This window comes from Spirosoma sp. 209 (assembly GCF_002006735.1).
Classification (GTDB): Bacteria; Bacteroidota; Bacteroidia; order Cytophagales; family Spirosomataceae; genus Spirosoma; species Spirosoma sordidisoli.
Genome location: NZ_MVEC01000011.1, coordinates 103,234 through 117,973 on the forward strand (window position 1 = coordinate 103,234; position 14,740 = coordinate 117,973).

Here is a 14,740-nt window from a genome sequence, read left to right on the forward strand (position 1 = left end):
GCTTTTTTTGTGTGAAGATGATCACGCCTGGTTATTTCAACCGCAGCAGGATAGACGAGCGTGCTGGTACAACAAACTCTTTCCCGCCTTTGGTTGGCGTGGCATCGGGTTTAACCTGACCGGCGTTCGTATCGACCAGTACTTCCCAGGTGGCGGTTTTCCGCTCCAGCTTGGGCAGGAGGAACGGAATGTCTTCCCAGTAAGCGTTCAGAATCCAGATCAGTTGTTCGTCGCCAATATCCTGACCGTCTTCGGTCTGTTCGTCAACGCGTTTACCGTCAATAAACAGAGCCAGACAGTGGGTGCCCGGATTGTTCAGGTCGTCGCTGGTCATTTCCTGCCCGTCGGGACGGAGGTAGGAGACCTGCTCGTTACCAAAGAACTTTCGGCGACTCAGCAGCGGAATATCCCGGCGCAGGTTTGTCAACGCACTCGAGAAGTCGAACAGCGCCTGCTGCCGATCGTCCCAGTGCCAGTTCATCCAGCTGATTTCGCTGTCCTGGTTATAGCCGTTGTTATTTCCGTGTTGCGTGCGCCCACATTCGTCACCCATCACAATCATGGGGGTACCTTGGCTCAGAAGGAGGGTAGACAGGAAATTACGCTTCTGCCGCTCGCGCAGCTCAATAATGGCCGGATCGTCGGTTGGCCCTTCGGCTCCGCAGTTCCAGCTCAGGTTATCGTTCGAGCCGTCGCGGTTGTCTTCGCCGTTGGCCTCGTTGTGCTTATCGTTATAGCTGACAAGGTCGTTGAGGGTAAACCCGTCGTGGGCCGTAATCAGGTTGACACTATTGGCCGGCGACCGGCCGTCGTTGGCATAGAGGTCGGGGCTACCCAGCAACCGCAGGGCCGTTTCGGCCGCTTTGCCATCGTCGCCTTTCCAGAAACCACGCAGCGCATCGCGGTATTTACCGTTCCATTCTGACCAGCGCACCGGGAATCCTCCTACGTGGTATGAGCCGATGTCCCAGGGTTCGGCAATTAGCTTCACCTGAGTCAGAATAGGGTCCTGCGCCACGGTGTCGAGGAACGACGAAACCCGACCTACTTCTTCGTCTGTCCGGATCAGGGCCGATGCCAGGTCGAAGCGGAAACCGTCGACGTGCATTTCCGTTACCCAGTAACGCAGGCTATCCATGACCAGCTGCAGGGCACGGGGGTGGCTGAGGTTGAACGTATTGCCAGTGCCGGTATAGTCCATGTAATAATCCGGTCGGTCGCCAACCTGGTGATAGTAGGCCCGGTTATCGATACCCTGGAACGACAGCGTTGGCCCCAGCTGATTACCTTCGGCGGTATGGTTGTAAACAACGTCCAGAATGACCTCGATACCGGCGGCATGCAGGTCTTTGACCATCTGTTTGAATTCATTGACCTGCTCGCCGTTCATGCCGGCCGAAGAGTACGTGTTCTGGGGCGCAAAAAAGCCGATGCTGTTGTAGCCCCAGTAGCTCTCGTCGGTGAACTGATGAACGGGCAGCAGCTCGACCGCCGTAACGCCCAGGCGCTTCAGATAGTCGATGCTCTCGGGCGTGGCCAGACCGGCATAAGTACCGCGGAGGGTTTCGTTGATGGTCGGATGCTGGTAGGTGAACCCTTTCACGTGCATCTCGTAAATAACCGACCGATGCATGGGTATGGTTGGTGCGGTATCTTCACCCCAGTCGAAATCTTTATCGTCGACAACCACCGACTTGGGCATGCTCGGGCCGCTGTCTGTACTGCTCATGACCAGGTGCTTGCCTTCTTCGCCTTCGGTCTCTTCGTAATCGTAGCCGAGCCAGTCGTTGTTATGATTCACGGGGGCGTTGATAGCCCGCGCGTACGGATCGAGCAGCAGTTTGTTGGGGTTGAAAAAATGACCCGCCTGCGGATCGTAAGGGCCATCGACGCGGAAGCCGTAGAGCTGCCCGGGTTGCAGGCCGTCGATGTGAATATGCCAGACCAATTCGGTGCGCTCGGTGAGCGGGATCATGGCCGTTTCCCGAGAGGGATCAGCTACGTCGTATAAGCAGAGGTAAACGCCAGTGGCATTCTCGGAGAAAAGGGCAAAGTTGATACCTTCGCCGTCAAACGTGGCTCCCAGCGGATAGGGTTTACCGGGTTTGATTTGATCGGCTGTCGGAGCCGAAACGGTAGATTTATGCTTGCTCATAACGTGTGTAAAGCAGGAATGGTGATAGCGCTGTGTAAAACAGGCTCATCAAATAACTGCCTGATTGAATCGATTGTTTAAGGCCACCCAGTGCCTTTTTCGGGGCTTCTCTACAAATATTGTTAATCAATTGAATTAGTAGACTATATACAAAAAAGCCTGCCCTCAACGAGGGCAGGCTTTCCGATCCCACCATTCACTACACTACCAAGGCCAATCGAGCCATTGAAGCATGGGCCGATTCGATGCTTTGCTTTTGACGCAGCAACAGTTCGCGGGTGCTGGCTACCAGATCCGTTTCCTGCAATACGGCGTTATAATTTTCCAGTGCTTCCTGATCGCCCCGCTGGCATTCCTGCACAGTGGCTTTATCGTCGTTGCTGGCAAAGGTTGATTTAATATTGATCCAGGCCCGGTGCAGATCAGCGGCCAGACTGGTTGTGTTGTCCGGATCGCCACCCAGGGTGCGGATCTCGCGGTCCAGCTCCAGGGCAAACTCACCCCGCTGCCGCGACTGCGCCAGGAACAGGCTTTTCAGCTCCGTATCTTTTACGCTGTCAGCCGCTTCCTGGTAGCCTTTTTCTCCGTCGCGGGTATCTGTAAGGAGTCGATTCAGTTGGTCGAGGACTTCGCCCCGTGTTTCTTTAACATTCATAACGTTTGTGTTGTGTTGGTTGTGTTGAAATGAAAAGGATTCGTAACGTTCGTAGTGTTGAGTAAATCAGAAAGCAATGGGTTCCGTTTTGAGCCGGGTGGTGCCCGCTGAATGAACTGAATGCACCACCCGGCAACAAACCGAAATTTATTTTTTGTCAGGATCGTGGCCCCAGTTCTTCAGGGAATACGCCCAGTTGGAACCAGCTACCTGTTTGGGACGCTGTGCACTATGACGCCGGACATAACTGACCACTTTGCGCATGTGTGCATAATCACTTTCAGAGAGATCGGCCGACTTTTTACCGAGGATGTCGATGATTTTTTCGCCCGACTGGTGGCCGATCGATTCATCATCACCCTCTTTCGTTTGTCCGACCGACTTTGACTCCTCCGTTTTGAGCCACTTTTCGAGTTGTGAAGCCGACATATTGACGACTTCATCGAACTCGCTTTTGATCGCCTTTTTTTCGTCGGTGTCGAGCGTTGCAGTTGCCATGGCCTAGCTCTTTTTAGTGACCTCACTGGCCGATTTTACAATTTTCTTGCTGCCCTGCTCGATCACCAGCGCGGGCTCCTCGGCAGAACCTTTCCGTTTGGTAGTGGTTCCCTGCGTCTTGCGTTCGATGTCTTCCTTATGAACCTCGGCAACTTTTCCTTCGGCTGTGCCTTTGCCGTATTTCCACGTGACTTCGTCGCCTTTTTTTACCGTTGCCATAGCTTCATTCGGGTTAGTCGTTCCGCGTTGTATTACAATCTGTTAGTTGTCCAGCTTGCCGGCTTTGGCATCACGCTGCATCTGCTTGTTAGCAAATACGGCTATGTCAACCCGGCGGTTCTGCCGACGACCTGACTCGGTCGTGTTGTCGGCCACGGGCTGTGCTTCGCCGTAACCCAGTTCATCCAGACGTGACGATTTTACGCCCTGCGTGGCCAGGTAATCACCGACTGCCTTGGCCCGGCGATCAGACAGCTTTTTGTTATAGTCGTCCGAACCGGTTGCGTCGGCATGGCCTTCAATCCGGATGTCCGTGTCTTCGTATTTGTTGAGCGTCTGGGCAAACTCCGTAAGCTGCTGCTTGGTGGCGGCTTTCAACTGGTAAGAGTCAACATCGAACAGGATGTCCGAGCCAAAGGTAATTTTGATCCCCTCGCCCACCCGTTCAATCTGCGCATTGGGTAGTTCGCGTTTCAGCTCCTCAGCCTGTTTGTCCATGCGACGACCAATCACTGCACCGGCGGCTCCACCAACGGTTGCACCGATAATAGCGCCAATGGCAGTGTTCCCTTTCGCGTATTTTTTACCGATAATACCGCCTACCAAAGCACCACCGCCTGCACCGACCGCAGCACCCTTCTGGGTTTTATTCAGGTTACCCTGTGATTTGCAACTCGTAAGCGTATTAGCGGACAAAAGACCAACCGCAGCGAATACGATCAGCGACTTTGTTCCTACTGTTTTAAATTGACGTTTCATTGTAGTGAATACTTGTTGGTACTGACTCCACAGGCCCAAAAGCTGTACCAAGATGCTCTATCGGCTGTGACGATCAGCGGATTAGTAGGATTAACTGGTTGCAGAACAAGTATTTAACCCGTATAAGGATTTTATTTCCAATCAAATGAGTTATATTAATACCAAGTAAAATAGTAGAGTAAACGGGAAGCCAGATGCCTATTCTTGTGGAGTCTGTTCTACACCCGCCCAGCGTTTCTTCTTTTCATTTTTTTCTGTCCTTAGATGGTAACCCTCAAATCAGTTTTGACGCTGATGCTTCTGGGCGTCATGCTTGTTTCAGCCCCTACCGGCTGCCAGACAACCGACCGGACCGACCCGGTAGTCCCTAACCCGCCCCCCGCCCGAACATTGGTCAGCAGTTCGCTGATCGGTGAGTATTCAGTGAGTCAGTTACAAAGCCGGTTTTCGGGGGGGAATGCGCTCTTCAAAGCCTTTATCGTACACGGAATTAAAGCCTACCGGCTCGAATACCAGACGACCAACACCGACGGAAAACCCATAACGGCATCGGGGGCGCTGCTGATCCCGGATGTGCAGACCGCGACTTCGCTGTTGAGCCTGCAGCACGGAACGATTCAGAACGATAGTGAGGCTCCATCCCGCTATGGGTCGAGTAGCGAAGCCTATACGTTTGGATCGGTGTTTGCCTCACAGGGCTATATCATTGCGGCTCCCGACTATATCGGCTATGGCGCATCGAATACGGTTCCGCACCCATACGAGCACAACAAAAGCCTAGCAACGGCTTCGCTCGACATGCTGCGGGCTACCCGCGACTTTCTGGCCGACCAGAAGGTGAACTGGGACAAACGGCTGTATGTGGCGGGCTATTCGGAAGGGGGTTACGCTACGCTGGCTCTGCAGAAGAAGCTGGAAGAAGAAACCGGATCGGAGTTTAATCTGGTAGCGTCCAGCTGCGGAGCGGGCGCTTACGATAAATCGTCGTTCATGCGAGAGATCATCAGTAAGCCGACCAGCGGTGTCGATTACATCAACCGGTTATATCTGCGGGTTTTGCTCACCTATGACCGTATCTATGGCCTCAACCGACCTGCCAGCTATTACTTTAAAGAGCCCTACGCTTCGCGGATAGCCGCTAGTGGTGCTAATACCAGTATCAACGTCAGCATGAATCAGGCGTTTACCGATAGCTTCAAACAGGCTATTACCAACGGTACCGACAAAGAATTCATTGCCGCCGTGCAGGACAACGATATCTACGACTGGAAACCCCGCACCTCAACCCGGCTTTATCATGGCGATGCGGACGATACGGTGTTTTACCTGAACTCAAAGAATGCCTATGAGGCTATGCAGAAGCGGGGGGCTACCGCCGTACAACTGCGTACCATGCGCGGAGCCAACCACGGCACCGGCGTCGTAGAATTCATCACCGGCACCTACGAGTTTTTCCGGAACGTTCAATAGCTCACGAAGGCGAACGATCGGCTGTCTGGCGACCAGCTTGCCACGTTGATCGTGCCCTGACCACCCCTGAACCGGGCCAGTTCTTGAACTGGTCCGGTCTTTTTTTGCCCCAGACTTTTTACCTCGATTAACCGCAGCACAACCTCTTTGTCGGCGGGGTGCGCTGCTTTCTGGTCTTCTACATAGCTAATGAACACAATCCAGCGGCCATCGGGTGAGGGATGCGGAAACCAGTTAGCGTAGGCATCGTCGGTGATCTGTTCGGGCTGGGATCCGTCGGGCCGCATTCGCCAGATCTGCATCCGGCCGGTCCGGTACGAGTTGAAATACAGGTATCGGCCATCGGGCGAATATTCGGGACCATCGTCGAGGCCGGGGCTGGCAGTGAGCCGGGTTTCGGGGCCGCCGGTGATCGGAACGGTATAGATATCGAAATCCGCCTGACCCGTTGGCCCAACAGCCCGTTCGCCGACATAGGCCAGCGTTTTCCCATCCGGCGAGATACCATGCCAGTACGACGGGCCCAGTGGGGTGATTTGGGTTGGCTCGCCACCGCTTATGGGTACCGTATATATTCTGGAGGGCGACTGGCCCGTAGCATCGGTGCGGGTGTTGTCGCTGATGATAAGCGTTTTACCGTCGGGCGTCAGGCCATGATCGTTATTGCAGGCTCTGGCGCTGCCGGTGTCGATCAGTTCCTTTCGTCCGTCGCTCACGGTTACCCGGTACAGGCGCCCGCGCTCGTTGATGATCAGGTGCCTGCCGTCGGGCGTCCAGTTGGGCGCTTCGAACCGCACGCTGTCCTGCCGCACAACCCGTCGGCTTTTCGTGCCCAGGGTGTAGATCTCCAGTTTGCTCAGGACAGGCTGCCGGACCGACTGGGCCACAGCAGCCCCCACCAGACAGGCTGAAAGGCCGATCGTTATGATAAGTTTATGCATAACGGAATAAAGGCCTCAGCAGGGTAACTCTAATCAGTTTACTGTAACAATACTGTACGGAGCCTGGTGAGGCTGGCGCGTTTGGTTACCCACCGGAAGCTGAAAACGATCGTCGTCGTGGATGATCAGCAGCTGATTCCGGTCGAGGGGGGTGAGGTCTTCGGCTTTGTGGTTGAAGTGCAAAGGTTGGCCCTGCGCATCCCGAACCAGAGTGAACGGTTTGTTGCTGAACAGGTCATCGGCCGAAATGCTCCACAGATAAGCGTCCAGTTTGTTTTTGGTTTCCAGCGATGTCAGCAGCCAGAACCGGTTCCGGGCCGGGTCGTATTCCAAGCTCGACAGGCTCAGCGGCTGCGGGAGGGCGGGTTCGGCTTTAGCCGGGTCAAAATCGGCCACCACGCGCCAGTCGTCGGCAAGCCGGATACGATCGCCATTAACCGAATACGATACGGCTACCACCTTATCGACTGGTTTAAAGGAGTCGAACGCTTTGCCGGCTTCGCGAATCCCGAAAAGCAGAAACTGGCTGGTAGCCGCCAGTCCTTCAATCTTAAAGTAGGGAACACCATTGGGGAACTCATCGGTCGCCAGCACGCGTGACAGTTTCTGACGATAGGCGACCGAGGTCCGGCTGGTATCGTCGGGGGCAAGCACGCGGGGCGTCTGCTCGTTGCCCGTACGCCAGTAGAGGATCGTGTTATAGCTGTTCCAGTCGGGGCTACCTTCTTTAACCCGGTCAAAGGCGGTTGTGAGCAAGACAAACTTGCGGTCGGGTGTTTGGGCAAAGTCTTCATACTTCCGACCCGTCGGGTAAGCGGGAGCCATCAGGTAAGCAGGAGCCTGTGTCGAGTCGGACAGGGTAGTGGTGGCTTTTGAAAAGACCGGGCTCAGATTGGCGGGCATGTCTTTATCGTTGGCGACCAGCACGTGATTACCATCATAGGCCACGGCCGAGGCTTCGCACCAGACCGGTTTGCCCTCCAGGGAGGTACCCGGGCTGAAGCAGTTGAGCAACCCTTCGGCGGTTATGGCGGCAGAGGCAGGAGCCTGGGTGAGCGGGCGGCTTGTCTGGCAGGACAGACTGAAAAGCGTTAGGATCAGAAAGGTAGAGGAAAGCCGGTGGTTCATGGTGTGCGGGAGGTTTTGTGGCGCAAACTACGATTATTCCTGCCTGAACACAAAACCAACACCGTGGACGTTATCGATCCGGATGGTAGGAACTTCGGCGAGCCGTTTTCGCAGCCGGGAGATGAAAACATCGAGACTGCGGCCCATGAAATAGTCATCGTCGCCCCAGACCGCGCGTAGCAGTTCATCGCGCCGAATCAGGGTATTGGGGCGTATCAGCAGGTAGGTGAGCACATCAGCCTCGCGGTGGGTGAGGGACTGCTCTTTTCCGTTCACGCACAGCGTCAGGTTGGCGCGGTCGAACCGGAACGCCGGGGCCGAATCCGGTTGGGCGGGTACCGTTGCCGCCCGCTTCAGAAAAACCCTGATCTTCAGGATCAGCTCCTCGATACTAAAGGGTTTGGCCAGGTAGTCGTCGGCGCCCAGCCGGAGCCCTTCTAAGCGGCTGTCTTTGTCGCCCAGCGCACTAAGAAACAGAATTGGAATTTGTGTGTTCAGCGCCCTGATCTGCCGCGCCAGAGTGAAGCCGTCGCTCTGGGGGAGCATGACATCGAGCAGACACAGATCAAACGAGCCAGCCTGAAAAGCCGCCCAGGCATCTGAACCGTTGGTGCAGTGGGTAATGGCAAAGGGGACCATCGAAAGGGTATCCTTCACGACGAAGCCCAGGTTGACATCGTCTTCGACAAATAAAATACGGGCGGGTGTCAAGGCTGCGGAAGGGAAAGAGGGGCGGAGGCTGGGGCCGGGTGGCTGGTCGAACGGCTGCGGGTTCCGGCCCGTTCGCCGATGGTGAACGAGCTGCCCTGCCCCGGCGAACTGCTAAGCGACAGCTGCCAGCGATGAGCCCGCGCTACCTGTTGCACATAATACAACCCAAGGCCAAACCCGGTGGCTGTGGGCGTGTGCCCGGTCGGTACCCTGAAAAACTGGCGAAATACCGCTTTGTGGTAAACCGGATCTATACCGATCCCCGTATCGCTCACCGACCAGATCAGCCGACCCTTATCAATATGCGTATGCAACACAACCGCAGGGGTTGGCTGACTGTACTTGATGGCATTGTCGATCAGATTGGTCAATGCCGTTTCGAGGTGGTACGGATCGGCCCACACCCGCCCCTCGGCCGCCCTGAGGTCGAGCGTGACATAGGGAGCAAAGGTGCTGGCGGCTGCGCGCATCAGGGCGTGGAGGTCAACGTCAGTGCAGCTAAGACGAAAGCCGGTGCGGTTGGTACGGGCTAACTGAAGCACGTTGCTCACCTGTTTCTGCAACCGGAGACTTTCTTCCATCACGATACGGGCGTATTGTTTCAGTCGCGCCGGTTGATCGATGATCAGGTCGGACTGTAGCACATCGGCCGCTATCCGGATGGTCGAGACGGGGGTTTGGAGCTCGTGGGTGATGTTATGGATGAAATCGCGCTGCACTTCCGTCAGCCGCCGTTGCCGGAGTACAACGATCAGCGTATATCCGAAAAAGAGCACAACCAGCAACACCACCAGAGTTGACCACAGCCAGCCACTTAGTTGGCCGGCCACAAACGAGGACTGATTCGGAAAGCGGATGCCGAAGTAGTAGGTATAACGGGGAAAGGTAGGCAGCACCCGCGAGGTCTGACCGGCTTTGCCGTTGGTACTGACATAGGCGCCGTATACCATCCGGTCCGTTTCGCAGTCGTAGATCCCGTACTCATAATCCGTTATCAGATTATGCTGCTGCAGAGATCGCTGAATAAAGGTTTCGAGGGCGACCGGGTCAATGGGCGCGTCGGTATTGACAATAAAATAATCGGCCGACAGCTGCGTAACGGCATACCGGTTCAGGGTAAACTGGTTGAGCCGGGCTACTTCATCGGCTACATCCTGCAGGGCAATGAACGCCGACTGTCGGAACTGCCGCTCCCGCAGGGCGTAGGCACTGCGTACCCAGACCGCCTGCATGACCAGGATGCCAATGATGCTCAAGACAGACAGGACAACAAGCAGTCGAAGCCTATTCATCGGATAAGGGGAAGGCCCGGGTAAAGGGATAAGGTTACCAGGCAAATATATCGATTCGTCGGGCTGTCGCCAATCCGTTAACAACTCATTAACACCTGTTAGGAAGGGCTTAACAGGAAGACAGAAAGACCTGATATAGGTTTGCATCGTCGCTCGGGTGAGCGGCTTTGCATCTATCACTTAATCATATTTCCCAATGAAACGCGTATTAGTTATTATGGTAGGGCTACTGGCCCTGACGGCTTCTGTAGCCATGGTTAGCCGGGCGGCTCTGTTCAACTGGGTCAAAACGGCCCACGACTTCGGGCGCATCGAACAGGGTAAGCCCGTAACGGCTGAATTCCGGTTTACCAACCAGGGCGAACTACCGCTGCTGATTAGCCAGGCGAAAGGGTCCTGCGGCTGCACCGGGGTAGAGTTTCCCAAAGCAGCCGTTATGCCGGGAGCCTCGGGGGTAATTAAAGCGACCTTCAACGCAGCAGCCGTAGGCCAGTTCAGCAAAAGCGTTTTTGTCGAGTCGAATGCCGAAGGCGGAACCATGACGCTGTACGTAAAAGGCGAAGTGCTGAAGGCCGCTCCGTAAAAGCCGGAACGCGCGGACCGAACAAAGAACCAGCCTCCTTTGGCTTGTCTCGTGTTCGCTCCGCGCGCTTTGGTAGGATCGCCGGTGTTAATACTTCATCTCGCCCCGGTCTTTCTCGACAGCTGTCCGTCCTTCTTTCATCCAGACAGGCTCGGGGGCGTCTTTCAGATAGTAGTCGAAGAACTGATACATCCGGATGCTCAGATCCTTGGCGTTGTGGCGCTGGGTCAGGTTATGACCTTCGCCGTTATACACCACCATCCACACGGGTTTGCTGAGCCGGCGCAGGGCCGTAAAAAATTCGATGCCCTGCTGCCAGGGAACGGCCCCGTCGGCGTCGTTATGCATCAGCAGGACCGGAGTCTGAATCCGGTTGGCGTAGAAAAGGGGCGAGTTTTCGAGGTAGTTCATGGGCTTGTCCCAGAGGGTACCACCAATCCGGCTTTGGGTCTTCTCGTACTGGAACTGCCGGACAACCCCCGTTTCGCCCCGTATACCGCCGTAAGCTGAGGTCATGTTGGCCACCGCAGCACCGGCCATGGCCGCCCGGAACAGGTTGGTGCGGGTAATGATGTAGGCTGTCTGGTAGCCCCCCCAACTCTGCCCCTGAATACCCAGCCGGTCGCGGTCTACAAAGCCCCGGTCGAGCAGACTCAGCACCCCGGGAACGATACAGTCGTACGCGTTCGGACCCGGCTGGCCGGTCGTATATACGATGTCGGGTACAAAAACCAGGTAACCGTTCGATACGCAGTAGGGTATGTTGATGGTTGAGCGGCTGGGCGAAGGAACCCGGTAGTCGTTCAGGGTTTCGGCGTTACGTTCGTAGAAATACGTCAGCATCGGGTATTTCTTTTTCGGGTCGAAGCCTTCCGGTTTGAACAACAGCCCTTCCAGCCTGACGCCGTTGGTACCCAGCCAGCTGACCAGTTCTACACTACCCCAGCGAACGCTATCCTGCTGCGGGTTGGTGCGGGTAAGCTGAACTGGTGCGGCAAAGGTGGTATCGGTCCTGTACAGATTGATTGGCTCCTGAAAGTTACCCCGGTAATACGTCATGGTTGGGGCTTGCTTGGCTTTCGACAGCCCGAAATACCGGTGCGGGCTATGGGCCAGCACCCGAATGGTTACCGATCCGGATGCGGGTGGTGTCGCCTGCAGTACGCCATTTTGTTTGTCGCTCTCCCAGATACCGGTTAGCCATAGCGTTTCTTTGGGATTGATGGCTTTCTCGTCGGGATTTGTATCGGCCCGGCGCAACCGGACTTTGTTGGTCCGGCCCCAGCCATTGGTCAAGGTGCGGGGCTTCTCGCGGCCGGTAGGGTCTATCTGCCAGATATCGTACCGGTCGTACAGCCATACGTAGCGGTCGTTGGTGGTCCAGCCCGCCGAGCCGTACGAACCGGGGAGGCTGGGCGTGTCGTGCTCTTCGTCGAAAAATTTGCTGGGTAAACCGCGCGTAAGGTCGATTCGTTTGCCATCGGCCACCGACCAGGCCCGCCAGAGCGAATCACGCTCATCGAACCAGTAGGCATAGGTTCCGCCCGGCGAGAGTCGGGGTTGGGAGGCCATAACGTCGTTGGCGATCCGCTTTTTGTCGCCGGTCTGGGTGTCGATCAGGTACAGATCCGTATGCCCGGGGTCCCAGGACGACTGAACCTGATAAGGCAGGTCGCTCAGACCGAGCAGGTAGCGGGTGTTTACTTTAGGGTCGAACGTAACCGTGGGTACTTCCCGACTGGCCAGCAGCGTGACCCGCGCCGGACCGGCAGGAGTCAGCTCCGCAACCGTCAGGAAACCCCGTTCTTTTTCTTCCTTGAGTCTCTTTTGCTGCATGGGCTGCAGGCGGCTGTCGGTCCAGCTCCAGACGTCCATCCGTACTTTCTCGTCGTCGGGGGTGAGGGTATCTTTGGTCGGTTTGGGCGCAATGGGGGAGGTCGAAAAATACAGCCGGCTCCCGTCGTCCGAGAACTTTGGTTCGCGGTACTCATTCACCGACCACCGGGATGGCAGGGCTTTGGTCAGGGTGTCGGCCAGCACGCGGTAGGGCACTTCGGCCGGGGCCGTTTTGGCGCGCTTTCCTTTCGCCACCGGAGCTGGCGTCAGATTCTTGTAGTAGAGCGAGAACACCCGTACGTCGGCACCGGCACTGTCGGCAGAGGCCATCCAGGCCAGTTGTTTACCGGTTTTGTCTACGGCCAGTCCTTTATACAGCTTGCGCTGCGAACTGCTGTCAACCAGTATGGTTTGGCCGTTCGTGGTGTTGATCATGAACACCCCCGGCGTAAGCGCTGCACCGGCTTTGAGGGAATCGGTAGCGGACTCACGGCTGTAAAAAATAGTCTGGCCATTATCCGACATAACCACGTTGGATACGTAGCGTACCGTTTTGCGGGTTCCGTCTGCCATGTTGAACAGCACCAGGTCGTCTCCTTTGGGCTTTTTGGCCGGGCCGCGCCGGGTCGCTACCGTAGTGGTTGATACGGGCGTAGTTGGCGTCAGCGTGTCTTTCCGGGGCGTTGTGCGGGCTTCGGCTACCAGCTTCGGGGCATTACCGTCCTGCAGGATGGCCAGCCACGACCCTGCGTCCTTCCCAAACATGAACGACTTCACGTTTGGCAGTCGGGTCGATTCGCCGGTCGCCAGATTAAGCACCAACAGGCTGTCCTTGGGCATGTCGTCGGGCTTTTTCTTTTTCAGTTTGGCTTTCCGGGTATCAGCCAGCGGGACTTTCAGTCGCATGATCAGGTACCTGCTGTCGGGGGTAAACTGGGCCATGTAGCCCCGGGCGAAGGCGTAGGCTGGCTTGGCTACTGCCTGGGCCGGTGCGGTAGGTTTCGCCCCGGGCGTCGCGTCTGTCCGGCTGACCTGCAAAAGGCCATCGCCTTCCTGCGGATCGATCTGATAGGCCACCCAGCGGCCGTCGTTACTGAGTTTTTCTGCTCGTATACTTTGCCATCGGTCGTAATCGCTGGCCTTGAGCGGTCGTTTGGGAGACTGTGCCCGGAGCGGAAGAGCCGCTGCCAGACAGAGAGAAGCCGTAATAATTCGGTTCATGTTTTCAGGTTGCTAGAAAGAAAAAACGAATATAACGGATATAGGAAAATATGTACCACTTTATATGTGTATTAACTCGGCTAAACCAACGCCTGAGTCAGCTGCACCGTAATATACCCATATTTTATTTGGGTGCGCGCTCTGAGCCGGCCACTGGATCCAGCCGTTCGAAAAGACGACATTGGGGAAGAATCCTTCCTGCTCCCAGGGCAGATCAGGCGTAAGCAGCGGACCCGCCGAGCGGTCCAGCACCTGGGTGGGGTCGTCTTTGTCCAGCAGCGCCAGCGCCAGGGCGTAGGCATGGGTGGCGTCGGCGCCGTGGTAGCAGACCAGCCAGCCCTCGTCAGTCAGCAACGGCTCCGGGCCGGCTCCGATCTTGGCACCTTCCCAGGCAAAACGGGTGTCGGCCAGGCCCCGGCCCCCAAACAGGAACCGGTGATTGCCCCAGTTGACCCCATCCTCCGATTCGGCCATCCAAACCGAGGGTTTGCCTATTTCCGATACCATCGGGCGGTGGAGCATCACGTACTTACCGTTGATTTGTTTCGGAAACAGAGCCACGTCCTTGTTGGGGGGCGGGAGAATCAGGCCAAGCCGTTCTACGGTTGTAAAATCAGTGGTACGAGCCAGTCCGACGGCGGGTCCGTGCTCCGAAACGGCCGTGTAGGTGATCCAGTACTGATTGTCCAGAAACGTAATTCGGGCATCTTCAATGCCGAACGATTCGTCCATGCGGGCCGGAAACAGAAACGGTTTATCGTCGATATCGAAATGAATCCCGTCGCGGCTCCGGGCCAGCCGTAGGTGGCTGAGCGACGTCAGATACTGCTTGCCGTCGATGGTTACCACCCGGGGGTCATAGTCTCCTTCGGGTTCTTTAAAATGCCTGACAGTCAGGGTCGGAATGCCATCTTTTTCTTCGATGAGTGGTATGGACAGGTACCCTTCCCGGGCCAGGGGGGCTTCGGCCACCCGCAGGAGCATGATCACTTCATCGCCCAATAAACAGGTAGCCGGATTAAACGCGCCGAGAACTTCAAAGCCGTCAATAGCGGGTTTTACATCAATTGTTTGTAAAATTGGCTGATCGAAAAGCCGTTTGAGCTGGTAGTTTTTCATTCGTGAATATAAAGTAACGAGCCAGTAAAAAGACGCAGCCGGGGCCAAAAGCCAACGCTGCGTCCTAACTCGTTCGCTAATTACGGAGGATGCATTGCTATTTCGGGGCCATTTGGTCAAATACTTTTTGTGTCAGTAAAACCTTCCGGCAAA

Annotated in this window: 13 protein-coding genes; 2 read left to right on the plus strand and 11 right to left on the minus strand. The window is 56.0% G+C overall.

Translation table 11 applies throughout. The annotated features are described in order from the left end of the window. Positions 1-31 precede the first annotated feature (31 nt). The 5 genes from glgX to B1C80_RS18645 form a co-directional block, all read right to left on the minus strand. Positions 32-2,155 carry a glycogen debranching protein GlgX gene (gene glgX, locus B1C80_RS18625; RefSeq protein ID WP_077922717.1) on the minus strand — a complete coding sequence of 708 codons (2,124 nt, stop codon included), beginning with the start codon at positions 2,153-2,155 and terminating at the stop codon, positions 32-34. A 199-nt stretch (positions 2,156-2,354) separates the two neighbouring features. Beyond that, positions 2,355-2,810, minus strand: a complete 456-nt coding sequence (locus B1C80_RS18630) for a PA2169 family four-helix-bundle protein (RefSeq protein ID WP_077922718.1) — start codon at positions 2,808-2,810, stop codon at positions 2,355-2,357. 147 nt (positions 2,811-2,957) lie between these two features. Then, on the minus strand, positions 2,958-3,308 hold the full coding sequence (locus B1C80_RS18635; protein ID WP_077922719.1) for a DUF3140 domain-containing protein: 351 nt from the start codon (positions 3,306-3,308) through the stop codon (positions 2,958-2,960). Between the two features lie 3 nt (positions 3,309-3,311). Beyond that, complete coding sequence (locus tag B1C80_RS18640) at positions 3,312-3,527, minus strand: DUF2945 domain-containing protein (protein ID WP_077922720.1); 216 nt, start codon at positions 3,525-3,527, stop codon at positions 3,312-3,314. Between the two features lie 42 nt (positions 3,528-3,569). Then, positions 3,570-4,286: an OmpA family protein gene (locus B1C80_RS18645; RefSeq protein WP_077922721.1), complete on the minus strand. Its 717-nt coding sequence runs from the start codon at positions 4,284-4,286 to the stop codon at positions 3,570-3,572. A gap of 294 nt (positions 4,287-4,580) precedes the next feature. Between B1C80_RS18645 and B1C80_RS18650 the strand changes: the two genes are divergently transcribed. Continuing rightward, a complete protein-coding gene (locus B1C80_RS18650) occupies positions 4,581-5,756 on the plus strand; it encodes a S9 family peptidase (protein ID WP_236648842.1) in 1,176 nt (391 codons plus the stop codon). On the opposite strand, the gene B1C80_RS18655 is transcribed toward B1C80_RS18650, so the two are convergent. From B1C80_RS18655 to B1C80_RS18670, 4 genes are read right to left on the minus strand one after another with little or no spacing between them, the layout of a single operon-like run. Next, on the minus strand, positions 5,750-6,697 hold the full coding sequence (locus tag B1C80_RS18655) for a TolB family protein (RefSeq protein WP_077922723.1): 948 nt from the start codon (positions 6,695-6,697) through the stop codon (positions 5,750-5,752). The two genes, B1C80_RS18650 and B1C80_RS18655, sit on opposite strands and share 7 nt — an antisense overlap. A gap of 33 nt (positions 6,698-6,730) precedes the next feature. After that, positions 6,731-7,825, minus strand: coding sequence for a hypothetical protein (locus B1C80_RS18660; RefSeq protein WP_077922724.1), 1,095 nt, complete (start codon positions 7,823-7,825; stop codon positions 6,731-6,733). A 33-nt stretch (positions 7,826-7,858) separates the two neighbouring features. Next, the gene (locus B1C80_RS18665) at positions 7,859-8,536 is read right to left on the minus strand and encodes a response regulator transcription factor (protein WP_077922725.1); all 678 of its coding nucleotides are present in this window, start codon (positions 8,534-8,536) and stop codon (positions 7,859-7,861) included. Then, the gene (locus B1C80_RS18670; protein ID WP_077922726.1) at positions 8,533-9,828 is read right to left on the minus strand and encodes a sensor histidine kinase KdpD; all 1,296 of its coding nucleotides are present in this window, start codon (positions 9,826-9,828) and stop codon (positions 8,533-8,535) included. Before B1C80_RS18670 ends, B1C80_RS18665 begins: the two co-directional genes overlap by 4 nt. Positions 9,829-10,024: 196 nt before the next feature. Between B1C80_RS18670 and B1C80_RS18675 the strand changes: the two genes are divergently transcribed. Further along, complete coding sequence (locus B1C80_RS18675) at positions 10,025-10,411, plus strand: DUF1573 domain-containing protein (protein WP_077922727.1); 387 nt, start codon at positions 10,025-10,027, stop codon at positions 10,409-10,411. Positions 10,412-10,498: 87 nt separating this feature from the next. On the opposite strand, the gene B1C80_RS18680 is transcribed toward B1C80_RS18675, so the two are convergent. Then, the gene (locus B1C80_RS18680) at positions 10,499-13,468 is read right to left on the minus strand and encodes a prolyl oligopeptidase family serine peptidase (protein WP_077922728.1); all 2,970 of its coding nucleotides are present in this window, start codon (positions 13,466-13,468) and stop codon (positions 10,499-10,501) included. A gap of 60 nt (positions 13,469-13,528) precedes the next feature. After that, entirely contained in the window at positions 13,529-14,587 is a 1,059-nt protein-coding gene (locus tag B1C80_RS18685) for a glycoside hydrolase family 130 protein (RefSeq protein ID WP_077922729.1), read from the minus strand. Positions 14,588-14,740 lie beyond the last annotated feature (153 nt).